Here is a 23,402-nt window from a genome sequence, read left to right as displayed (position 1 = left end):
TGTCGAACCTCTCAGACTTCTCATGTCAGGGAATAGCGCCGTTGTGCCAGTGATTGCAGGGGAGACCAGAAGAACCGGTCGGCCAGGACCACGAAGATGCTCATGACGGCCACCCCCAGGATGATGCGGGGGGTGTCTCCGGTGGCGGTCACCTGGGCGATGTAGGCACCCAGGCCCTTGGCCGTCAGCTCCGTCTTGCCGTAGGAGACCACCTCGGAGACGATGGAGGCGTTCCAGGCCCCGCCGGCCGCTGTGATGCCGCCGGTGCACCAGGAGCCGAACAGGGCCGGCAGGATCAGGGTCTTCCATCGCTGCCAGCGGTTCTGGCCGAGGCTGCGCGACATCTCCAGCAGGTCGTCGGGGATGGCCGAGGCCCCGGCGATGACGTTGAAGAGGATGTACCACTGGGTGCCCAGGGCCATGAGCAGGATGCTGCCCCAGTTGATGTCGATCCGCCAGATGATGAAGACCATGGTGACGAAGGGGAAGATGAAGTTGGCCGGGAAGGAGGCCAGGATCTGCACCAGGGGCTGCAGGTAGCGGGAGATGCGCGGATTCATGCCGATTAGGGCGCCGATGGGCACCCAGACGATGGTGCAGACCACCATCAGGATCAGCACCCGCAGGAAGGTCAGCAGGCCCAGCTGGAAGACGTGGCCGACCTCGCCCAGACCCAGCGGGCGGATGACCAGACGGTCCAGCTGCCAGAGTCCCCACAGGCCGATCAGGGCCAGGCAGGCCCACCAGACCAGGTCGCCTGTCCTCCTGTGTACTTCGCCACGGCTCCAGCGTGCCCCGGTGCGGCCCAGGGGGCGGGTGATCCGGTCCAGCAGGTCGGCCAGGGGGTGGCCCACCAGGCCCAAGAGGTCCTTGACCCCGGACAGGCGGATGACCGTCAGCACCAGGCTGCGTCGGGGCTCGGTGGACTGGCTGCTGGTGTAGCGGAACTTCTCGGCCCAGGCGGTCAGCGGCTTCCAGAGCAGGAAGTCAATCAATAGGACCACCACAATCATGGTCAGGATGGCCAGGCCCACCTTGCCCAGGTCCTGCTCGGCGGTGGCCTCCTCCACGAAGGAGCCGATGCCGGGCAGGGCCAGGGTCCTGTTGTTGACCGAGATCATCTCGGAGGCGGTCAGGAAGAACCAGCCGCCGCCCATGCTCATCATGCAGTTCCAGAGCAGGGGGATCATGGAGTTGGGCACGTCCAGCTTCCAGAAGCGCTGCCAGCGGGTCAGGCGCATCAGTCTCACCGCCTCGTCCAGGTCGGCGGGCTCACTGGTCAGGGAGTTATAGAAGGAGAAGGCCATGTTCCAGGCCTGGCTGGTGAAGATGGCGAAGATGGAGGCCGCCTCCACGCCCATGATCGACCCGGGGAAAAGGACCAGCCAGATGGAGATGGTGGCCGACAGGAAGCCCAGGACGGGCACCGACTGCAGAATGTCCAGCAGGGGGATGAGCACGGCGCCCAGGCGGCGGGAGCGCGCGGCGGCCAGCCCGTAGAGGAAGGCGAAGACCAGGGAGATAATCAGGGCCGTGAACATGCGGAAGAGGGAGCGCAGCGCGTAGTAGGGCAGGTTGGCCGGGTCGGTGGAGACGTGCGAGGGTACCCCGGCCGGGCCGATGGGCGCGCCCAGGGCCGGCAGCAGATAGGCCAGGGCCCCCAGCAGGACCAGGGCGCCTATGGCTACGGCCAGACCCGTCCATATGCGGGTGGAGCGCGATGCCTGGCTGCGGTCGTCGTTCAGTGGCGAACGGAGCATTCCTGGCAGTGCGACAGTATTCACGATGGCCTCCCTCCAAGGTGCGGAACATCCCTGTCGGCAGCCTCGAAGACGGCGTGGCGATCGGCCATGAGCCGACCATTGTCATCGTTCAAGCTTCGGCTTCGCATGGTATTTGGCCCTGCATTAGTCCCTGCCTTGATCCGACGGGGACTGTTGACCTGCGCGGGGTGTCTCCACCACTTTGCGGCAGCATGCCTTGTCCATGCGGTAGCTTCACCTACCGACCACCCAATAACATAGATGGGCCCAGGAGCAGTGTCAAGCATTTGCCGAACCAGTGTTGCCGTCCTTGCCAGGGCTGACAATGACAAGGGTCTGCACGCAGTCGGTGCAGGCGTGAAATGGAATGTAAGGAGCGAATCCCCATGAAGATCGTGGCAGTCACGGCCAACCCCGAACCCAAGAGCCTGACCGATGCGGCGGGCAATGCCCTGCTGGACGGGGCGGCCGAGGGCGGGGCTCGCACCGAGTTGATCGACCTTTGCGCCGAGGGGTTCAATCCCGTCTTCGGCATGGAGGACAGGACCCACTACCTGGGCCAGGGACCCATGCCCGAGGATGCCCAGGCCATGCAGGAGCGCATCAAGGATGCGGACGTGCTGGCCCTGGTCTTCCCCGTCTACTGGTACAGCATGCCGGCCATCATGAAGGGCTTCATCGACCGGGTCATCTGCCGGGGCTTCGCCTACCACGCTGATGGAACCCCGGGGGCCCTGGCCGGGCGCCGGGTGGAGCTGATCATGCTGACCGGCGGGGAAAAGGAATGGTACCAGTCCAGCGGCGTCGGTGAGGCCCTGGACAACCAGCTGCGCAGGCAGACCTTCCTCAAGTACTGCCAGGTCGCCCAGGTGGAGACCATCTATGTGGACAAGCTGGACTCGGGCAACGACGAGCAGCAGGCGCGGGAGGCCGCCGACCGGCACCTGGTGGCCTTGGCCTTGAAGGGTCGTCAGCTGGCTGCAGGGACCGAGCCCGGAGCAGGCCAGGACGCTCAGTGACGCTCAACATCGGGTTCGTCTTCGATGACACCCTGGATGTGTTTGACGGGGTTCAGCAGCACATTCTGACCCTGGGACGGGAGCTGGGCAGGCGGGGCCATAGGGTCCAGTACCTGGTCGGGCAGACCGCCCATCCGCCGGTTGACGGGGTTCACTCCCTATCCCGTAACGTCATGGTCTCCTTCAACGGCAACAGGATGCGCATACCGCTGCCTGCGCCCAAGGCGCCCATCCGCCGGGTCCTGGAGGCCGGGCACTTCGACCTGCTGCATGTTCAGGCACCCTACAGCCCCTTCCTGGCCGGGCGTGTCATCCGGGCCGCAGATCCGGCAACGGCCCTGGTGGCCACCTACCACATCGCCCCCACGGGAAACCTGCAGCTCTTGGGCGGCCGGTTGCTGGGGATGATCAACCGCAGGACCCATAGGCGCATCGACAGGGTCATCGCGGTCTCGCCTGTGGCGGCCGGCTATGCCCGGCGGACTGCCGGTGTGCCCAGCAGGGTGGTGGCCAATCCCGTGGATGTGGCTGCCCTGCGCCGGGCCCGACAGGCCGCCGGAGACCAGGAGGTGGCGCGTCTGCACGGCCAGGGGCCGCATCTGGTCTTTCTGGGACGGTTCGTGGCCCGCAAAGGGGCTGGGATCCTGCTTTCGGCCCTCCAGGCGGGGGAGCGGGACGGCATTCTGCCTGAGGGCCTGCATGTGACCATGGCCGGCAAGGGGCCGCTGCTGGAGGACTGCCGTCGGAAGGCCGCTGTCCTGCGCACCCCGGTGGCTTTCCCCGGCTTTGTGGATGAGAAGGACAAGCCCGCCCTGCTGGCCTCCTCAGACCTGACCGTCTTTCCCTCCACCGGGGGTGAGTCCTTCGGCATCGTCCTGCTGGAGGCCATCGCCTCGGGCACGGCTCCGGTGCTGGCCGGGGACAATCCCGGCTACCGGTCCACCCTGATGGGCGATGAGCGGGCTCTGGTGCCCGTCGACTCGCCCAACACCCCCGAACTGCTGTCCCGGCGAGTTGCCCAGGCTCTGGGGGACGCTTCCTGGAGGCGGAACGTGCGCCATGACCAGCTTGCGCTCCTGGACCGCTACGACGTGACCACCGTGGCCGATCAGGTGGAGGAGGTCTACCGGCAAGCCATTCAAGACCGCCGTCTCATGTAGGCTAGGTACATGTCATTCTTCGATTTCTTCGGTTCCATGTTCGACCCTGAGGGCGGTCCAGGAGGACCAGGCCGGCGTCGCAATGAAGACGACCCGGTCATCCTGCACGTGCAAACCGATGGGGAGGGTCCCGGCCAGGAGGGCGGCGGTACGCCTCGTTTCCGCTTTCCCGGACCAGGTGATCCCCGGCTGACTTCCCGCAGGAAGGGCAGTGACGGGCCTTCCCGGGGCTCGCGGATCCTGGCGGTGGTTGTGGCCGTCGTCCTGGTCGTCTTGCTGCTCCTGTTCGCGCTCAGCCGTTTCATCACCGATGTCATGTGGTTCTCCCAGCTGGGAGCCGCGCAGATCGTCTGGACCCAGCTGGGCATCAAGGTGGGTCTATGGCTGGCCTACGCCCTGCTGCTGGCCGCGGTGACCCTGCTCTCGGCCGTACTGGCCATCCGTAGCCGTCCCGATTCGCCCGACGGGTCCACCATCAGGGTCAAGGGTGATCTGATTGAGGTCGGCAAGGGGGTCTCCTCAAGCAGGGCGCTCAAGGTGGCCGTGGTGGTCTCCCTGGTCGTCGGTGTCTTCTTCGGCTTCCAGTTCAACGCCGACTGGAAGCAGGTGCTCCTGCTCTTCAACGCCCAGTCCTTCGGGGTGCGTGACCCCCAGTTCGGTCTGGACAACGGCTTCTACGTCTTTATCCTGCCCGGCCTGCAGCTGCTGGTCTCCTCCCTGCTGATGATGCTGCTGGCGGCCACGGTCTTCAGTCTGGTCACCAACTTCCTCATGGGTGGCATTCGGCTGACCATGCCCGTGCATGGACGCGGCATTCTGGAGATGACCCGTCCCGCCCGTCGCCAGGTGGCCGTCTGGCTGGTCCTGTTCATGCTGGTCTGGGCCGGCGACACCGCCCTGGGCGTCTTCGGCAGGCTGACCGAGGAGGGCGATCGGATCACCGGCGCCTCCTACACCTCGGTCAAGGCGGCCATCCCCGTCACCCTGATCATGTCCGTGGTCATGGCCCTGCTGGGCATCATCCTGGCCGTATGGATTCTGTGCTCACACACCCTTGAACCAGGCCGTGTCCATGCAGGGTCGCTGGGTTCGGCCGTCAAGCAGTGGCGGGTGCCCGTCATGGCTGTGGCCGTCACCATCGTCCTGTCCCTGCTGCTGACCGTCTTCTGGCCGGCACTGGTCCAGCGCTTCCGGGTCAACCCCAACGCCCAGGAGATGGAGTCCGCCTACATCCAGCGCAACATTGCGGCCACCACCAAGGCCTATGGGCTGGACAAGCTCAAGACCGAGGCCTATGACGCCACCACCGAGGTCCAGTCGGGCGCCCTCTCCCGTGATGCGGAGACCACCGCACAGATTCGTCTGCTGGACCCCCAGGTGGTTTCCCCCACCTTCCGCCAGCTGCAGCAGTCCAAGCAGTACTACACCTTCGAGGACACCCTGGCCGTCGACAAGTACGACATCGACGGAGTCAGCCAGGATACGGTCATCGGCGCTCGCGAGCTGGACCTGGAGGGCAACGACAACCGCAACTGGGTCAATGACCACACGGTCTTCACCCACGGCTACGGCATCGTGGCCGCCTATGGCAACAAGGTCACCCCTGACGGGCAGCCCGAGTTCTTCGAGCAGGACATCCCCACCAAGGGCAAGCTGACCGACAGCCAGCACTACGAGCCGCGAATCTACTTCTCGCCCAACGCGCCCGAGTACTCCATCGTCGGCGCGCCACAGGGTTCATCGGGCTGGGAGTTCGACTATCCCACCGGTTCCAAGGGAGCCACCAACACCTTCAAGGGCAACGGCGGCCCCTCGGTGGGCAACTTCCTGGCCCGGGTCCTCTACGCCATCCGCTTCGGATCCGACCAGATCCTCTTCTCGGACCGCGTCACCCCCGACTCGCAGATCCTCTACAACCGCTCACCCAAGGAGCGCGTGGCCCAGATCGCCCCCTATCTGACTCTTGATGGACGCGTATATCCGGCTGTGGTAGATGGCAGGGTCAAGTGGATCGTTGACGGCTATACCACCTCTGACGCATACCCCTATTCCCAAAAGGTGGACCTGGGTCCCATCACCCAGGACACGACCACCCTGAGCTCCGAGGCCGTCAAGGGCCTAGGCTCCCAGAAGGCCAACTATATCCGCAACTCCGTCAAGGCTACGGTCGATGCCTACGACGGCTCGGTGGATCTGTATGCCTGGGATGCCAAGGATCCGGTGCTCAAGGCCTGGCAGAAGGTCTTCCCCGGCCAATTCAAGCCGCTCTCGTCCATCTCGGGTGACCTGATGAGTCACATGCGCTACCCAGAGAGTCTGTTCAAGGTGCAGCGCCAGCTCCTGTCCCAGTACCACGTCAACTCAGCCAGCCAGTTCTTCTCTGGCGAAGACTTCTGGCAGACCCCCGTGGATCCGACCGGCACCAGCAAGGAGCAGAAGGCCGGGATCAAGCAGCCTCCCTACTATCTGACCCTGCAGACCCCGGGGACTGACAAGCCCGCCTTCTCGCTGACCTCCACCTTCATTCCCGCCGGCACCTCCACCAGGGAGATCCTGACTGGATTTCTGTCTGTGGACTCCGACGCCGGGTCGACCAAGGGGGTGATAGGCCCGGACTACGGGACCATCCGGCTGATGGAGCTGCCCAAGAATTCCAATGTGCCAGGCCCTGGGCAGGCCCAGAACAACTTCAACTCGGATGCTGCGGTCTCGACTGAGCTCAACCTGCTCCAGTCCGGATCTACCAAGGTCAAACGCGGCAACTTGCTGACCCTGCCCATAGGCGGCGGGCTGATCTACATCCAGCCGGTCTACGTCCAGTCCAGTGGCGCCACCAGCTTCCCCCTGCTCAAGCGGGTTTTGGTAGCATTCGGAGACAAGGTCTCTTCCTCAGCGACCTTGGATGCGGCCCTCGACAAGACCTTCCAGGGCAACTCGGGTGCATCGGCCGGTGATGCCGACAACACGGGACGGACCAATTCCGATGCTGACCAGAGCGAGCAATCCGGCAAGGCCCCGGACAAGACCGCCGGGTCTGGCGGGGCATCGGCCACAGCAGGACAGGCCCTAAAACAGGCCTTGGACAAGGCCAACCAGGCCATGAGCGACGGCGATGCCGCCCTAAAGAAGGGTGACTTCAGTGCCTACGGCGAGGCGCAGAACCGTCTGCGCGAAGCCCTCAAGGAGGCCTCCGACCAGGAGGGCGGCAACAAGTGAGCGTCACCCCGCGCATCCGGTTCTGCCGTCGCGGGGACCTGGAGGCGGTCACCGCCATCTATAACCAGGCGGTCATGGATGGCGGCTCCACTGCGGATACGGCCCCGGTCAACCTGGACCAGCGTCTGGAATGGTTACTGGCCCATGATCCAGACCACGGCCATCCTGCCTTGGTCCTGGAGCAGGAGGATAAGGTGCTGGCTTTCGGCTCCCTGTCAGCCTATTACGATCGGCCCGGCTACCAGGAGACCTGTGAGCTGAGCTACTACGTGGATCGCGACAGCCGTGGACGGGGCCTGGGAGCTCTGATGGTCCATTCCCTGCTGGAGCGCGCCCAGCAGGAGGGCATGCGTCTGGCTGTGGCCATCATTTTCGATGACAATTCGGCCTCCAAGGCCCTGCTGCACCGGTTTGGGTTCAGTTGCTTCGGCCTCCTGCCCCAGGCAGCCTGGGACCGGTTCGTCCTGCATGACGTCTCCTACTGGAGCCTGTCCCTTGAGCGAAACGGGGTCGGGGAGACTGTGTAGAATCTCACCGTCCCGTTTGAGAGCAGGAGGTATCACCTACATGGCATCCGATTTCTGGCTGATAGCCGGACTGGGCAACCCGGGTGACGAGTATAAGGGCACCAGGCACAACATGGGCTTCATGTGCGCTGATCTGCTGGCTGAACGATGGTCGGTCAACCTGCGCGACCACAAGGGTCTGGCCCAGCTGGGCAGGGGCACCCTGGATCTTGACGGACGGCGCATACCCTTCTTTCTGGCCAAGCCATTGACCTTCATGAACGACTCCGGCGATGCCCTGGCCTCTATTTGCTCTTATTACCACATACCAGTTGGCCGGGTCGTGGTCATCCATGACGATATGGACTTGGAATTCGGCCGGATCAAGGTCAAGACTGGCGGGTCCTCTGGCGGGCACAACGGCATCCGTTCCATAGACCGCTCCCTGGGCAGCAATGCCTACGCCCGGGTCCGCATGGGCGTAGGGCATGCCCGGAGAGGTCCCGATGCCCACCGCCGCACTGTGGACTGGGTTCTGGGCACCTTTGTCGGCGATCAGCGCAAGCGTCTGCCCGAGTTCCTGGCCGACGGCGCGGATGCCGCGGAAACCGTGATCGTCAAGGGCCTCAGCCAGGCTCAGGAGCAGTTCAATGGTCGATGAGCATACCCAGACAGGGCAGGGGGCCAGCAAGAATGCGGAGCCCCAGGAATCGCTGAACGGGTCCCTGCGTCCCCTCCTGGACGCCCTGCAGGCGGATGCTGCCTTCAATAGATTGGTCCATGGAGACTCCCAGCCTGCGGCTGACACCGACACCTCCCTCATGGTCCAGGCTCCCCAGGGGATCAGACCAGCCCTGGTCGCCGCAGCGGCCGGACGTGGCCCGGTCGTCCTGGTGGTCCCCTCCGAGCGTGACGCCCAGGAGATGACCGGCGCCATCCGCTCCTGGTATGAGGGCGACCCGCGTGATGTGGCCCTGCTGCGCTCCTGGGAGACCCTGCCTCACGAGCGGCTCTCACCCCGGGCAGACACCGTGGCCTCGCGGATGGCCGTCTTCAGGCGGCTGGTCCACCCGGTAGAGGATGACCCTGATTTCGGCCCCATCCGCATCCTGGTCATGCCTGTGCGCTCCCTCCTGCAGCCGGTGGTCAAGGGTCTGCAGGATGTCGAGCCCCTGGTCTTCCTGCGCGGCCAGGACATGCCTTTGGACCAGGCAGTCGAAGCTTTGGTCCGCAACGCTTACACCCGTGTGGATCTGGTCATGGAGCGCGGCCAGTTCGCCGTCCGAGGCGGCATTCTGGATGTTTTCGTCCCCACTATGGCCCATCCGGTGCGCATCGAGTTCTTCGGAGACGAGGTGGACACTATCCGCAGCTTCCACGCCTCCGACCAGCGCACCTACGGCCCAGAGCTGGACCGGATCTGGGCGCCGCCCTGCCGCGAGCTGCAGCTGACTGACCAGGTCCGAACCCGTGCCCGCTCCCTGATCGGGAGCATCCCCAACGCCGACGACATGCTGGAGTCGATCGCCCAGGCCATTCCGGTAGAGGGCATGGAATCCCTCCTGCCTGCCCTGGTCGACGATCTGGTGCCGGTAGGGTCCATGCTGCCCGAGGGCGCTCTGGTTCTGCTGTCGGAACCACAGCTGCTGGCCCGCTCCGCCCAGGACCTGGTCAAGACCGCCAACGAGTTCCTGGCCGCCAGCTGGCATGTGGCAGCCTCCGGGCAGGGCTCGGGCGCGCCCATCAGCTTCGACAGTGCCAGCTTCCTGGACTACGACGAGGTCATCTCATCCCTGGAATACCGCAAGGGGGAGGTCTGGAAGCTGACCGACCTGTCGGTGGATCCGGACCAGGAAGGGGCTGAGCGTCTGGATGCCCTGGCACCGGACCAGTACCGCGGAGACGAGGATCGGGCCGCCTCAGGCATCGCCTCCCTGTTGGAACGAGGCGACCGGGTCGTGGTCACCGCTCCGGCCCAGGGGACGCTGAGTCGTCTGCGTCGGGCCGTGCAGACCACAGGCATCACCGGCTTGGAGTACCACCGCTCCCTGGCTGTGGACGGTTTCGTGGACCAGTCCGCCCATCTGGCCCTGCTGACCGAGCGCGACCTGACGGGGCGCACCAGTGTGGCCGCCGGCAGCAAGACCTCCAACCGCCGGCGCAAGGCCATCGACCTAGATGAGCTCAAGCCCGGCGACTACGTGGTCCACGATCAGCACGGCATCGGCCGCTTCCTGGGCATGCGCCAGCGCAGCGTGGGCGTAGGCCCCAGCAAGGGCAGCCGGGAGTATCTGGTCCTGGAGTACGCACCCTCCAAGCGCAACGCCCCGCCAGACAAGCTCTTCGTGCCGGCCGACCAGTTGGATCAGGTCAGCCGCTACATCGGCGCCGAAATTCCCAGGCTCAACAAGCTGGGCGGATCCGACTGGTCGGCCACCAAGGCCAAGGCCCGCAAGCATGTTCACAAGATCGCCCAAGGCCTGGTCAAGCTCTACTCGGCCCGGCAGCGCACCAAGGGCTTCGCCTTCAGTCCTGACACCCCCTGGCAGAAGGAGCTGGAGGATGCCTTCCCCTACCAGGAGACGCCCGACCAGCTGACCGCTATCGACGATGTCAAGGCTGACATGGAGAAGCCAGTGCCCATGGACCGCCTGATCTGCGGGGATGTGGGCTTCGGCAAGACCGAGGTAGCCATTCGTGCCGCCTTCAAGGCTGTTCAGGATGGCAAGCAGGTGGTGGTTCTGGTGCCCACGACCCTGCTGGTTCAGCAGCACTACCAGACCTTCACCGAGCGCTTCGAGGGCTTCCCGGTGGACGTGGCCGCCATGAGCCGCTTCCAGACCGCCAAGGAGAACCAGGCCACCATGGAGGGCCTGGCCAGTGGGGCCGTGGACGTGGTCATCGGCACCCACAAGCTGCTCAACCCCCGCATCCGCTTCAAGGATCTGGGTCTGATGATCGTGGACGAGGAGCAGCGCTTCGGCGTGGAGGCCAAGGAGACCCTCAAGGCTATGCGGACCAATGTGGACGTCCTGTCCCTGTCGGCTACGCCAATCCCTCGCACCCTGGAGATGGCGGTGACCGGCATCCGGGAGATGTCCACCCTTGCTACGCCCCCCGAGGACCGTCTGCCGGTGCTTACCTATGTGGGTGCCTACGAGGACGCCCAGGTGACCGCGGCCATTCGCCGCGAACTCCTGCGCGGGGGACAGATCTTCTACATACACAACCGGGTCGAGGACATCGGCAAGGTCTCGGCCAAGGTGCAGACCCTGGTCCCCGAGGCCAAGGTGGGCGTGGCCCACGGCAAGATGGGGGAGAAGCAGCTGGACGGGGTCATCCGCGACTTCTGGCATCGGGACATCGATGTGCTGGTCTGCACCACCATCGTCGAGACCGGCCTGGATATTCCCAACGCCAACACGCTGATCGTGGACCGGGCCGACCGTTTCGGGCTCTCCCAGCTTCACCAGCTGCGGGGCCGGGTGGGACGAGGTCGGGAACGGGCTTACGCCTACTTCCTCTATGACCCCAGCAGGCCCATGACCCAGACCGCCCACGACCGGCTAGCCACCATCGCCCAGAACACGGCGCTGGGTTCTGGCTACGACGTGGCCATGAAGGACCTGGAGCTGCGCGGCACCGGCAACCTGCTGGGAGACGAGCAGTCCGGCCACATCGAAGGGGTCGGCTTCGACCTTTACGTGCGTATGGTCTCCGAGGCGGTGGAGGAGTACAAGGAACCCGGACGGACCGAACCTGTCACCGTCAGCATCGACCTGCCCCTGGAGGCCTCCATTCCAGTGGACTACATAGACTCGGACAAGTTGCGTCTTGAGGCCTACCGCAAGCTGGCCTCGGCCCGCAACGAGCAGGATCTGCGCGACCTGCACGAGGAACTGACCGATCGGTATGGGCGTCCGCCGGCCCAGTTCGACACCCTTTTCGCTGTGGCCCGGCTTCGGGCCAAGGCTCGTTCGACGGGCATAGCGGAGATCGCCTCCCAGGGCTCCAGAGTGCGGATCAGGCCTGTGGCCATGCCCGACTCCCTCCAGGCCAGGATTGCCCGCATCTACAAGGGCAGCCAGTATCGACCGGTGACGCAGACACTGATGGTTCCCGCGCCATTTGCGGGGTCGCTGGGTTCGGGCCCCATGGATTCGGCGGCCATGACCGCCTGGGTGGACACCCTTCTGGACGACCTGGCCTGGGGGCTGCCCAAGTCCTCGGATCAGGGAACGCCGACGGGCAACGCACCGGTCCAACAAAACTAGTATCCTGTAAGAGACATCACAACAACTTATTGAAGGAGCAGTTGTGGCAGCAATTGAAAGCGTGTTCGCGCGCGAAATTCTTGATTCCCGTGGCAACCCGACCGTCGAGGTCGTTCTGCAGACCGAGGACGGCGCCGAGGGGCGCGGTCTGGTTCCCTCCGGCGCTTCCACCGGAGAGGCCGAGGCCTGGGAGCGTCGGGACGGCGACAAGAAGCGTTATCAGGGCAAAGGTGTCCTGGATGCCGTCAAGGCGGTCAATGAGACCATCGCTCCCAATGTCATCGGTATGGACGCCACCGATCAGCGCGCTCTGGACGAGACCATGATTGATCTGGACGGCACCCCTAACAAGGGCAAGCTGGGCGCCAACGCCATTCTGGGCGTCTCATTGGCTGCGCTTTATGCGGCTGCCGAGTCCGCCGAGCTGCCTCTTTATCGTTACTTGGGCGGCACCAACGGCCATATTCTGCCTGTGCCCAACATGAACATCATGAACGGCGGCGCCCACGCTGACTTCGCCACGGACATCCAGGAGTACATGATCTCCCCCTACGGCTTCGAATCCTACCGGGAGGCCCTGCGCGCCGGCGTCGAGGTCTACCACACCCTTAAAGGCATCCTGAAGAAGGACGGACACGAGACCGGCCTGGGCGACGAGGGCGGCTTTGCCCCCAAGATGAAGTCCAACGAGGACTCCTTGAAGTACATTGTCGACGCCATTCAGGCTGCCGGCTACGAGCCCGGCAAGCAGATCGGCCTCTGCCTGGACGTGGCCTCCTCGGAGTTCTACAACAAGGACACTGACAAGTACCACTTCGACGGCGAGGACCGCGACGCCGACTACATGCTGGACTACTACCAGGGTCTGGTCGAGAAGTACCCGCTGGTCTCCATCGAGGATCCCTTCGCTGAGGAGGACTGGGGCGCCTGGCAGAAGATCACCGCCGCCATGGGCGACCGCCTACAGTTCGTGGGCGATGATCTGCTGGTGACCAACCCTAAGAGGCTGCAGAAGGGCATCGACCTGAAGGCCGCCAACTCCCTGCTGGTCAAGCTCAACCAGATCGGCACCGTGACCGAGACCCTGGACGCCATCGAGCTGGCCACTGCAAACGGGTTCACCTCCATGGTTTCCCACCGTTCCGGCGAGACCTCTGACACCACCATTGCAGACCTGGCTGTGGCCAAGAACACCCGCCAGATCAAGACCGGTGCTCCGGCCCGTGGCGAGCGCATCGCCAAGTACAACCGGCTGCTGGAGATCGAGGAGGAGCTTGGTTCCACCGCTGAGTACGCCGGATACAGCGCCTTCAAGGCCTGCAAGAAGTACACTAAGTAAGGCCTTGCCAGTCGGGCCGGACCTCTTGCAGGTTTTGACGCGACTGTAGAGTCTTTCACCCGTGGCGGTCCGCGTCGGCTGCCGCGGGTATTTTTATGGGTATGGCCAAGAACAAACGTGGCGGCGGCGACCGGCGGACGAGCAGGCGGTCGTCGGGACCCATCACCTTCTTTGTGGCGATCATCATCGTGGCCCTGGGACTGATCCAGCTGGTCTCCACCTTCCATGCCTATGCCATCAATCTTTCCGAGCTCAACGGCCTGCGCAACCAGCAGGCCCAGCTTGTCGAGCACAAGCGTGACCTGGAGAACCAAATCCGGCGCTGGGACGACAAGGCCTATGTGACTGCCCAGGCCCGTGACCGTCTGGGATTCGTCTTTCCCGACGAGGAGGCTATCCGGGTCCTGCACCCGGAGGCAGTCACTGGAGGCAAGGACAAGGACCAGGCCGGAAGCAGGGGAGTTCGGGCCCCGAGGAAGAATTCTCTGCCCTGGTATCAGGAGATGGCGTACTCCTTTGCCAAGGCCGACCAGAACTCGGCTGCTAATGGGAGCAAGGGGAGCACAGGCCAGCAACATGGCGACGGAACCAGCCCGAACGAATCTGCTAGTCCGTCTGGTTCAAGCAGTCCAGGTGGCTCTGAGGGATCCTCCTCATCCGAGGACGGGGGAGGGCAGTGAACTTCGAAGGTTGGGATTTCGTCGTGCCAACTGTTAATGAACTCAGCAGCAGGGAACAATCAGGAAAGATGAGGACAGCGTGATCAAGGCCCAGGAAAGGCCCCAGGCAGCAGTGGAATCTCGAGCCGCAGTCAAGCTCCGGACCGAGCCTAGACTCTCCAACCTGGTTACTGACCGGGACCTGGTGGCGGTCAGCAATCGCGTCCAGGAGCTTCTGGCGACCCCGGCCACACCGGATCAGATAGCCGTCGTGAACAGCCAGCTCGGCCGCTACCCGCGGGGCATGGTGGCTGTGGGTGCCCGTTGCGTCTGTGGGAATCCGCTGGCTGTGGTCACTCGGCCCCAGCTGGAAGATGGCACACCCTTTCCGACCACCTGCTATCTGACCAGCCCCGAGGCCGTCAAGGCCGTCTCCCGGCTGGAGGCTGACGGCGTCATGGCCGACTGGAATGCCGAGCTGGGTTCGGATCCGGATCTGGCCAGCGCCTACCATAGGGCCCACGAGCTCTATCTGGTCTTCCGCTCTGCATTGGCCAAGCTGCTGGGCGACGACGAGGGGCACATCGCCGGAGTCTCGGCCGGTGGCATGCCCAAGCGGGTCAAGTGTCTGCATGCTCTGACCGCCCAGTCTCTGGTTATGGGTTCGGGGGTCAATCCCCTGGGCGACCGGGTCCTGGGGCTGGTGCGTCAGGCATTCGACCCGCAGGTCTGCCGGTGTGCCCAGCCTTGGACTGAGACATCCGGGCAAGAGAACTGGCAGGGAAACCAATGAAAGGGGCTTCCATGGATCAGGTGACAGTGGCGGGCGTGGACTGCGGCACCAACTCTATACGTCTGCTGATAGCCCAGGTGGACCGCCAGGGGCTCCATCCGGTGGCTCCCAGGCTGATGCGGGTCATCCGGTTGGGGGAGGGCGTGGACCGTAACCGCCGTTTCGCTGACCAGGCCCTGGAGCGCACCTTTGAGGCATGTCGGATCTTCGCCCAGCAGCTGCAGGAGCACCCGGTGGATGGCCTGCGCTTTGTGGCCACTTCAGCCACCAGGGATGTCGATAACCGCGATAGTTTCGAGGAAGGGGTGCGTTCCATATTGGGAGTTATGCCCGAGGTTATCAGCGGCCCCCAGGAGGCCTCGCTAAGTTTTCTGGGCGCGGTCAGCGTTCTGGAGCAGCGGGTCAGCGCCGACATGCCTCCTGCACCCTACTTGGTGGTCGATCTGGGTGGTGGCTCCACCGAGCTGGTCCTGGGCGGGGACGGGAGAGATCTGCCTGTTGACCAAGTCAGAGCCTCCTACTCCATGAACATCGGATCCGTTCGGATGACCGAGCGCCATCTGCTGGACGATCCGCCCACCCAGGAGCAGATCAACCAGGCGCTTGAGGATGTCGACTGCTGGATCGACCGGGCCTTCGGCCAGGTCCCTGTAGCCAGGGTAGGCAGTGTGATCGGGGTCTCCGGCACGGTCACCACCATGAGCGCCCTGGCCCTGGGATGCCCGGTATACGATCGCCATGCCGTCGATGGCCAGTCCATTTCGGTCGATGCGGCCCGCAGGGTTGACAACCAGGTGCTGGACATGAGCCGTCAGGAGCGTCGGGAGCTCAAAGCCATCCATCCCGGGCGTGTGGATGTGATCGGCGGCGGCGCCCTGATCTGGAGCCGTCTGCTGGAGCGACTAGGCGAGGCCAGCCCGAGTGCACTGGCTTCTGGAACCTATGTGGCCAGCGAGCATGGCCTCTTGGATGGCCTGGTCCTGGACTACGGTCGGACCCTCCTGCGCGAATGATATAATAAGGCGCTATGGGTTACGGCCCCGGTGGCGAAATGGTATACGCATCGGACTTAAAATCCGCCGCCTTCACCGGCTTGTGGGTTCGATTCCCACCCGGGGCACCAAGGCCTCGTCGGCTTGGACGGCAGTGTTGCAACTTGTCACCCGGCCGACGAACCGATACTCTGGTACGCAAGAAAACCAAAGGAGTTGTCATGAGTGACCGATCCATGCCCGAGGTGAACGCCGAATTCGGCGCCACGCCGACCATAACCTTCCATGGTCCTGCGCCCAGCGGGCTACGCGCCGTGGAACTGGTCGAGGGGGATGGGCCTGTCGTCCACAAGGGCGATACTGTCACCGTCAACTATCACGGCGTCGTTTGGGGTTCGGACCAGGTCTTCGACTCGAGCTTTCAGCGTCATCAGCCGGCCAGCTTCGGCATCGGCGTCGGGCAGGTCATTCGTGGCTGGGACCAGACGGTGCCCGGTCATAACGTGGGGTCCAGGTTGGTGGTCTCCATTCCGCCGGAGTACGGATATGGTCGTCAGGGGATGCCCCAGGCGGGCATCGGCGGCAACGATACTCTGGTCTTCGTGATCGACATCATATCGACACGGTAGACAAGGGTCTCCAGGCGCCGGTGAGGGCCGGCGCCTTTTTCATACTCTTGACTTTGCAGTCCAGGTCGGGCCACGAGACAAGTGCATCAAATAAGGAGGAATCACATGGCTGAGGAAAAGACGATTCTGCTGACACAGGCCGCTTACGACAAGTTGAAGGAGGAGCTTGACCATCGTCAGGGCGAGTACCGCGACGAGATCACCGAACGCATTGCGGCGGCTCGGGCCGAGGGCGATCTGAGCGAGAACGGCGGCTATCAGGCTGCCCGCGAGGAGCAGGGCAAGAACGAGGGGCGGATCAACGAGCTGATCGTCAAGCTTCGCAACGCCAAGATCCTCAAGGCCCCCAAGGCGGGCACGGTGGGCAACGGCTCCCTGGTGACCCTGACCATGGCCGGCAACGAAATGGTCTATGTGCTGGGCTCCAGGGATCTGACCGTGGCCACCGAATATGACGTCATCAGCCCCGAGTCGCCCATCGGCGCGGCCCTGATGGGCGCCAAGAAGGGGCAGACTGTGACCTACGAGGCTCCCAATGGCAAGGACATTTCGGTCACCGTCAAGGATGCCCAGCCCCTCAAGTAGCGGGACAACCCCTCACCGTCCCAGCCCGGCTTGAATGAAGCCGCTCCCCGCCACGATCGACGGGGGCGGCTTCATCTATAAGCAGCTGCTTGATTCGTAAGGCAGTCGGACTGGCGAGCTTGCTCAGCGCAGGTTGCAGACCACCAGGTAGATGGCCACGATGTGGCAGGCGTAGCCGATGACCGTGCCGCAGTGGAAGATCTCATGGAAGCCGAATACCCGGGGCCAAGGGTCCGGCCGGCGCAGGCCGTAGACAATCGCACCCAGAATGTAGGCCAAGCCACCCGCCACAATCAGCCAAACGACAGGCGGACCGGCCATGGGGGAGTCCCAGAAGAGCTTCAGGAAGCCCACCCCCGAGACTCCGAAAACCACGTAGACCAGGGTGTAGAGCCAGCGGGGAGCATCGATCCAGAAGACGTGGACAATCATGGCCACCAGGCTGGCCCCCCACATGCCCAGGATGATGACCCGCCGCCAGAAGGGTTCCAGTGCGAAGGAAATAGGCGTGTAGGTGCCGGCGATGAGCAGGAAGATGTTGACGTGGTCCAGGCGGCGCAGCACGTCCGTGGTCCCAGGGGTCCAGTCACCCAGATGGTAGAGAGCCGAGTTGCCGAAGAGGGCCAGCGAGGCGACCATGAAGACTGCACATGCCAGCTTGAGGCCAGTGCCGTGGGCCAGGCAGATCAGTACGATGCCGGCGGCCAGGGCCAGGGGGGCGGCCACAGCGTGGATCCAGCCGCGCAGCAGGGGCTTGGGGCGACCGTGCACATCCAGACGGACCTTGCGCTCGATCTCCATGTCGGGGATTCCCTCGATCCGTGAGGCCTTGATCTCGGCTTTTGCCATGATCCTCGCAGCCTTGGCCTTGGCCTTGGCGCGCACTGCGTCTGCCCTGGCCTGCAGATGGGCCTCGTGAGCCACTTCCGCATCCCGGCGCAGGTAGGTCAGCTCCTGGCGGCGCTGCTGGCGGCGGCGTTCGAGTTCGGGATCGACCCCCTGATCCTCGGGCGGTCTGTCGTCCTCGTTGGTCCTGGTTGCCATGGCCCTCCCTCGGCCCCTTGACTGGTCCGGGCCTGTCGTGTCCGGTTGCCGGGGCGAAACATCCGTGAACCACCCTACCTCAGACCTATGCATTGGACGCGCATGTCACCATCGCCCTTGGCATGACCCGCCTGTCTGCTTCCGAGGGCCCTTTGTATGATGGAGTGCATGGCTGATTTTTCCGAGATTCTGGCATCATGCGACGACTGCAATGAGGAGGACCGCGAGTGGCTCCACCACCTGGTGGCCGACTGGCAGGTCATCGCCGATCTGAGCTTTGCCGACCTGCTGCTCCTGCTGCGCACGGGCGAGGAGGAGTTCACCGTGGCCGAGCAGTGCCGGCCCTCTACGGTCATGTCCCTGCGCACCGAGGATGTGGTGGGGGAACCCTTCCCGTCGGACCAACGTGAGGAGCTGGAGGCCGCCATGCGGTCCAAGGGGGTGCTGCGGTCCACCAAGCTGCGCACCATCGGCCGCGCCACAGTATGCGACGTTTACGCTCCTATCCGTCACCAGGGCAAAACCCTGGGCCTGGTGGTGCGTGAGACCAACATGGCCACCCGCGAGTCCAACGGCCGCTACGAGAGCGAGAGCATCAACGCAGGCAAGGAGCTCTTCGAGATGATCACCCGAGGCGAGTTCCCCTACGCGGATTCGGTGCTCAACCAGCGGCACAACGCCAGGGTGGCCGACGGCTTCTTTGTGCTGACGCCAAGCGGCGTGGTGCGTTACGCATCGCCCAACGCCATCAGCTGCTTCCGCAGGCTGGGATCGGTGGAGACCATGATCGGCCAGTACCTGAGCGAGATCGGCACCTCCCTGCTCAAGGAGAACGATCCCCTGCCCGACTCCCTGCCGCTGGTCCTGTCAGGCAAGGCGGCCGTGGATTCGGAGCTGGACGCCAACGGATCGGCCGTCTCCATGCGTTCCCTGCCGCTGTACGGCAAGCAGGGCAGGACGGGCGCTATCGTGCTCTGCCGGGACGTGACCGAGCTGCGCCGTAGGGAGAAGGAGCTGCAGACCAAGGATGCCACCATCTCCGAGATTCACCACCGGGTCAAGAACAACCTCCAGGCTGTGTCGGCCCTGCTGCGGCTGCAGGCCCGACGCACCAAGTCCGATGAGGTCCGCAAAGAGCTGGAGGAGGCCCAGCGCCGCGTCCAGACCATCGCCGTGGTCCACGAGGGCCTCAGCCAGACTGCTGACGAGATTGTCGACTTCGACAAGGTGATCGCCAACCTGCTGAAGATGAGCGTGGACCTGGCCACCACCAGCGACCAGCACATCACCATCTCCTACGTGGGCAAGTTCGGGATGATGCCTGCCCAGGATGCCACGCCCCTGTCCCTGGTGCTGACAGAGCTGGTCAACAACGCGGTCGAGCATGGTTTCGAGGGCCGTGACGAGGGGCACATCACCATATCGGTGGGCCGGGGCGGCAACAACCTCAATGTGGTGGTCGAGGATGACGGCAACGGCTACAGCACCGAATCGGATCAGGGCCGGGCTCGTTCCACCGGGTCCGGTCTGGGCACGCAGATCATCAACACCTTTGTCACCAACGACTTCGGCGGCACGGTCAAGTGGGAGCCCCGTCGGGATGGCGGCACCCGAGTGGTCATCAACATCAAGCTGCGCGTGGCCCAGGACGTGTGAGACGAGCACCTTGTAAGCCCGGAGACCTGCTAACGAAGGGTGCTTTTCAGAAAAAGAAAGGGGCGATGGCGTCAAGCCATCGCCCCTCTGCTGTTTGGCGCAATCGGGAAGGATTCAGGACTGCATCTGCATGGCCTGGGACCTGCGCGCACGCATGGCCCGGCGCTTCAGAGCCCTGCGTTCGTCCTCGCTCAGTCCGCCCCAGACGCCGTAATCCTGATTCGTGTCCAACGCGCACTTCAGACAGGCGTCAATGACCTTGCAGGTCCGGCACACGGCCTTGGCCTCCTCGATCTGCTGATAGGCTGCACCTGTGTTGCCGACGGGGAAGAACAGCTCAGGGTCCTTGTCACGGCAAGCAGCCTTAGCGCGCCAATCAAACGCATTACTCATCTACCTAAGCCTCCAAGAAGTTTTTATCAATGTTTTATCATTACCTTATGCAAGATAAGCACGATGGGTGACTTTTTTCAAGGGTCCGTTTGTTTTACGGCTAAAGAGAACACCTGTAGCGGAATGGCGAGACCTGCCTCCAGGACCAGGCACCGTCCAGGAATGGCGCTGGCCCGGGAGGATAGGGTGGCCAGCTGATCGGCGGGGATGCCAGCAGCCAGGTCGGCCCCTCGTTCGCCACAGGGGAACACCAGACGACGGCTGAAACGCTCAGGTCTGCGCAGGGCGCTGGCCGTCTCCACGGCCAGAACCAGTGTGGTTCCCTCCTGCTCCAGAGCCTCCTGCAGGAGAGTGGCCAGAGGATCCTGACAGAGCGGATCCAGCAGGTCCTGGGCATCGTCAAGGATCCAGACCAATCCTCGGCTGCCATTGTGACGACGACCTCTAGGCGGTGTTGGCACCGGGCCTGGGAAGTCCCGGCTGCTGTAGTCGTGGCCTGTCCGGCGCGTGATGCGCAGGTCGAAGTTGGGTTCTGGTCGAGCTCCCGGCTGCATCAGGGCGAGTAGGGAACGAGCCAGCAGGACCAGCAGGGTGCTCTTGCCACGGCCTCGGGTTCCGATCAGAGCCGTATGGCCTTTGAGCGGCAGGCGATAGAGATGGAGCAGGACCCCGTCGTCGGTGCGCCCCAAGGGTATCAGAGGCCGTTCCGACTGCCAGATGATCTTTCCGCAGGCCGGATCATGCTCTGGCAGGGGAGGGGAGAAGAGCGGCGCTGGCGGTCGGCTGCCGCAGAAGCGGCCGGCCTTGATGACCTGTTCCACCAGGGCCTGCGGATCAGACGCTGGGCAGGTGCGGAAGGCTTGCGGGCCCCGACCCTGCTCCAGAAAACCCAGACTAGGATGGGCAGGGTCGATCGCCGTCGCGCAGGAGGAGCCCAGCAGCTCCCTGGACTGCAGGGGGTCCCGCACTCGCAGGCAGATGCCCAGGTTCATGTTGGCTCGCATCTGGGCGCTGACCTGCCCCATGGTCTGCTGGGTGCAGGTCACCAGGTTCATGCCCAGGGACCTGCCCTGGGAGGCCAGAGAGGTCAGCTTGTCCAGATAGTTAGGCAGGAGTTGGCGCAGGGCCTGGAACTCGTCGATGACCACCACTAGGCGCGCCGGCGGATCGGACATAAGGGCAGTGTCCTCGACCCCGGCTCCGGCAACCAGGCGCTGGCGGCGTTCCAGCTCCCGCTGAAGGCCGTTCAGTGCGCGCACGGCCCGGTCCAGATCCAGATTGGTCACGCAGCCCACGGTGTGCGGCAGTCGGGCCAGCAGGCCGAACCCGGCACCGCCCTTGAAGTCCAGCAGGACCAGGTTGAGCCGGTCCGGCGGCTGGCTGACGGCCAGGGCCAGACACCAGGTCTGCAGAAAGACCGATTTGCCTGATCCGGTGGTGCCTGCCACCAGGGCGTGAGGTCCGTCACGCGGCAGGTCGATGACCAGCGGACGGCAATCAGGGCGGATGCCGATGACTGCCGGCGCTGTAGGACCTGATGCGGCGAGCCAGGCATGGACGATGCTCTGCCAGAGCAGACAATGTGCTCCCGGAGTCCTTGATCCTAACAGTCGGGACTCCAGCTGAGGGCCCGGGCCGGAAACCAGTTGAGCCAGGTCTTGCCGGATCTGGTTCTCTGCCGTTCCCGACGGTGATGCACGTTCCGATGCTGTGCCGTACTCCAGTTGCGCGCGGCCACGGGGAGCAAGCGGTGGCTGACGATATGCTCGCAGCAGGCTCAAAAGCACCATGGCCAGGGTGCCGGTCAGGCTGGGCAGCAAAAGGAGGAGCAGCATCCAGCGGCCCTGGCCGACCACATACCAGATCATGCCCGCCTGGGCCAGGGCCGGAGCCGTTTGGGCAATTAGGGTCAGAATGAGCTGGACTCTGCTCTTGCTAGCAGAGCGCGGATGGTCGCTCTCGACCTCGTTAGAGGTCTCTTGGCCGGCCGCCGGTGAATGGAGCGCAGATGCTAACGAGTGGGCCTTGGTCATGCCTCCAGCATGAAAGGACCGGTGCCTGAATGCCAGGGCGAACCTGGCATGTGGTCGAATGTGGACGGCGCCTGCCGGATGGTGCCGTCAGTTGCCGCCGACGGTGCCCGGGTCGTGACTGCCCTGGACCAGCTGGTCGAACAGTTCGGTGTTGCGGGCCTGATCCAGCAGAACGGTGGAGCCGACTCGCCTGTTGAGGAAGTAGTTGGGATTGGTCCAATACAGACTTCCGGTGACTCCCTTTGGGCCGCTGGCGCTGCGGAAGGCCAGGATCATGCGCACCAGGTCTATGGCGTTGGCTTGCTCATCCACCACCAGGGAATCCAGGCCCGCCGAAAGGACCTTGCCGGCCGTGACTGGATTGAGCAGGACTGCAGGCTGCAGAGCCTTGGATGTGATGGCTGAGATGGCTTGACGCTGCCGCTCGGCACGTCCGAAGTCACCCCTGGGATCCGAGTAGCGCATTCGGGTGAAGGCCAGGGCCATGCCGCCATCGGCCTGATGACAGCCCTTGGACCAGACCATGCCTGATCTGGGGTCGTTGACATCGGCGTCATAGCAGAGATTGACGCCCCCCATGGCATCGACTACCTTGCTGAGGCCTCCGAAGCGGATCAGGGCCACATGGTCGACCTTATGGCCGGTGATGCCCTCAATCTGACTGGTCAGGGATCGGTAGCCCGAGGTGTAGGCCACGGCGTTGATCTTCATGTACCTCCCGTCGTCTTTGGCCAGGGAGTCACGGGGGACGGAAATCAGGGAAGCAGCTCCGTGCCGGGGCTTGGTCAGCACCAGGATGGTGTCGGTCCGGAAACCGGTGATGCTGGTGTCCTGGCCGGCCCCTGGGGAGCCGTCACGCTGGTCCGACCCCAGCAGCAGCCAGGTAGTGGCTCCAGAGCCTGGGGCGTCCGTCAGCATTTGCTCGCGGTTGAGCCTGGCATTGATCCAAAACCATCCGCCGCCCGCCAGTAGGACCAGGGCCAGCAGGATGACCAGGAGCAGTGTGCCTACGAACTTGCGTACTGGATGCTTATGTGCCAGAGCAGTGCTGGACCGCATGCCCCGATTGCCTCGACCGCCGCCGTTGCCCCAGCTGTTTCCGCTGGGAGCTGCCTGGGCCGCTGGCCTGGGCGTGGTTCGTGAAGAGCCGCTGGTGCGTCTGACTGTTCGGGGCGTGTTGGTCCAGGAGGAGGGCGAGAAGCTGGGAGGTTCCTGCTGTCTGCGGCTGTGCCTGGCTGAGGTGGCGGGAGCGCTAGGAGCAGTTTCAAGACGACGAGGCCTGGAGGGCATGAAGCTTGGTGGCTCCTGCTCTTGTCCGCCTTGGCCTGAACCAGTCCGCAT

Annotated in this window: 18 protein-coding genes, 1 tRNA gene and 1 riboswitch; of the genes, 14 read left to right on the top strand and 5 right to left on the bottom strand. The window is 64.1% G+C overall.

Translation table 11 applies throughout. From position 1 onward, the window contains the following. Positions 1–20: 20 nt before the first annotated feature. Positions 21–1,760: an ABC transporter permease gene (locus GYM67_RS05500; protein WP_220237426.1), complete on the bottom strand. Its 1,740-nt coding sequence runs from the start codon at positions 1,758–1,760 to the stop codon at positions 21–23. A gap of 97 nt (positions 1,761–1,857) precedes the next feature. Beyond that, positions 1,858–2,016: riboswitch (M-box (ykoK) riboswitch) on the bottom strand. 133 nt (positions 2,017–2,149) lie between these two features. Here GYM67_RS05500 and GYM67_RS05495 point away from each other — a divergent pair. The 13 genes from GYM67_RS05495 (at position 2,150) to GYM67_RS05435 (ending at position 16,935) form a co-directional block, all read left to right on the top strand. Beyond that, complete coding sequence (locus GYM67_RS05495) at positions 2,150–2,782, top strand: NAD(P)H-dependent oxidoreductase (RefSeq protein WP_045935486.1); 633 nt, start codon at positions 2,150–2,152, stop codon at positions 2,780–2,782. Beyond that, complete coding sequence (locus GYM67_RS05490; RefSeq protein WP_220235978.1) at positions 2,779–3,942, top strand: glycosyltransferase family 4 protein; 1,164 nt, start codon at positions 2,779–2,781, stop codon at positions 3,940–3,942. Before GYM67_RS05495 ends, GYM67_RS05490 begins: the two co-directional genes overlap by 4 nt. 9 nt (positions 3,943–3,951) lie before the next feature. Further along, positions 3,952–7,158: a UPF0182 family membrane protein gene (locus tag GYM67_RS05485; protein ID WP_220235977.1), complete on the top strand. Its 3,207-nt coding sequence runs from the start codon at positions 3,952–3,954 to the stop codon at positions 7,156–7,158. Then, the gene (locus GYM67_RS05480) at positions 7,155–7,685 is read left to right on the top strand and encodes a GNAT family N-acetyltransferase (protein WP_220235976.1); all 531 of its coding nucleotides are present in this window, start codon (positions 7,155–7,157) and stop codon (positions 7,683–7,685) included. Before GYM67_RS05485 ends, GYM67_RS05480 begins: the two co-directional genes overlap by 4 nt. 40 nt (positions 7,686–7,725) lie before the next feature. Beyond that, complete coding sequence (pth, locus tag GYM67_RS05475; protein WP_220235975.1) at positions 7,726–8,325, top strand: aminoacyl-tRNA hydrolase; 600 nt, start codon at positions 7,726–7,728, stop codon at positions 8,323–8,325. Continuing rightward, on the top strand, positions 8,315–11,938 hold the full coding sequence (mfd, locus tag GYM67_RS05470; protein ID WP_220235974.1) for a transcription-repair coupling factor: 3,624 nt from the start codon (positions 8,315–8,317) through the stop codon (positions 11,936–11,938). Before pth ends, mfd begins: the two co-directional genes overlap by 11 nt. Positions 11,939–11,981: 43 nt before the next feature. After that, entirely contained in the window at positions 11,982–13,277 is a 1,296-nt protein-coding gene (eno, locus tag GYM67_RS05465; protein WP_220235973.1) for a phosphopyruvate hydratase, read from the top strand. Between the two features lie 95 nt (positions 13,278–13,372). Then, entirely contained in the window at positions 13,373–13,957 is a 585-nt protein-coding gene (locus tag GYM67_RS05460; protein ID WP_220235972.1) for an FtsB family cell division protein, read from the top strand. Positions 13,958–14,138: 181 nt separating this feature from the next. Then, the gene (locus GYM67_RS05455) at positions 14,139–14,729 is read left to right on the top strand and encodes a DUF501 domain-containing protein (RefSeq protein ID WP_258561601.1); all 591 of its coding nucleotides are present in this window, start codon (positions 14,139–14,141) and stop codon (positions 14,727–14,729) included. An 11-nt stretch (positions 14,730–14,740) separates the two neighbouring features. Next, positions 14,741–15,742 carry a Ppx/GppA phosphatase family protein gene (locus GYM67_RS05450; RefSeq protein ID WP_220235970.1) on the top strand — a complete coding sequence of 334 codons (1,002 nt, stop codon included), beginning with the start codon at positions 14,741–14,743 and terminating at the stop codon, positions 15,740–15,742. 24 nt (positions 15,743–15,766) lie between these two features. Then, positions 15,767–15,852 (top strand) — tRNA-Leu (locus tag GYM67_RS05445). 90 nt (positions 15,853–15,942) lie between these two features. After that, complete coding sequence (locus GYM67_RS05440) at positions 15,943–16,350, top strand: FKBP-type peptidyl-prolyl cis-trans isomerase (protein ID WP_220235969.1); 408 nt, start codon at positions 15,943–15,945, stop codon at positions 16,348–16,350. A 105-nt stretch (positions 16,351–16,455) separates the two neighbouring features. After that, the gene (locus GYM67_RS05435) at positions 16,456–16,935 is read left to right on the top strand and encodes a GreA/GreB family elongation factor (protein WP_220235968.1); all 480 of its coding nucleotides are present in this window, start codon (positions 16,456–16,458) and stop codon (positions 16,933–16,935) included. A 123-nt stretch (positions 16,936–17,058) separates the two neighbouring features. On the opposite strand, the gene trhA is transcribed toward GYM67_RS05435, so the two are convergent. Next, positions 17,059–17,979, bottom strand: a complete 921-nt coding sequence (trhA, locus tag GYM67_RS05430) for a PAQR family membrane homeostasis protein TrhA (RefSeq protein ID WP_220235967.1) — start codon at positions 17,977–17,979, stop codon at positions 17,059–17,061. 168 nt (positions 17,980–18,147) lie between these two features. On the opposite strand from trhA, the gene GYM67_RS05425 reads away from it, so the two are divergent. After that, positions 18,148–19,635 carry a sensor histidine kinase gene (locus tag GYM67_RS05425; RefSeq protein ID WP_220235966.1) on the top strand — a complete coding sequence of 496 codons (1,488 nt, stop codon included), beginning with the start codon at positions 18,148–18,150 and terminating at the stop codon, positions 19,633–19,635. Between the two features lie 114 nt (positions 19,636–19,749). On the opposite strand, the gene GYM67_RS05420 is transcribed toward GYM67_RS05425, so the two are convergent. From GYM67_RS05420 to GYM67_RS05410, 3 genes are all read right to left on the bottom strand, one after another. Next, the gene (locus tag GYM67_RS05420; protein ID WP_015021978.1) at positions 19,750–20,028 is read right to left on the bottom strand and encodes a WhiB family transcriptional regulator; all 279 of its coding nucleotides are present in this window, start codon (positions 20,026–20,028) and stop codon (positions 19,750–19,752) included. A 77-nt stretch (positions 20,029–20,105) separates the two neighbouring features. Continuing rightward, on the bottom strand, positions 20,106–22,061 hold the full coding sequence (locus tag GYM67_RS05415) for an FtsK/SpoIIIE domain-containing protein (protein ID WP_220235965.1): 1,956 nt from the start codon (positions 22,059–22,061) through the stop codon (positions 20,106–20,108). An 87-nt stretch (positions 22,062–22,148) separates the two neighbouring features. Further along, positions 22,149–23,402, bottom strand: coding sequence for an LCP family protein (locus tag GYM67_RS05410; RefSeq protein ID WP_258561448.1), 1,254 nt, complete (start codon positions 23,400–23,402; stop codon positions 22,149–22,151).

Source organism: Bifidobacterium asteroides (assembly GCF_019469425.1).
Taxonomy (GTDB): domain Bacteria; phylum Actinomycetota; class Actinomycetes; order Actinomycetales; family Bifidobacteriaceae; genus Bombiscardovia; species Bombiscardovia asteroides_I.
The sequence above is the reverse complement of the archived record's forward strand: the minus strand, read 5'-3'. Positions and strand labels throughout refer to the sequence as shown.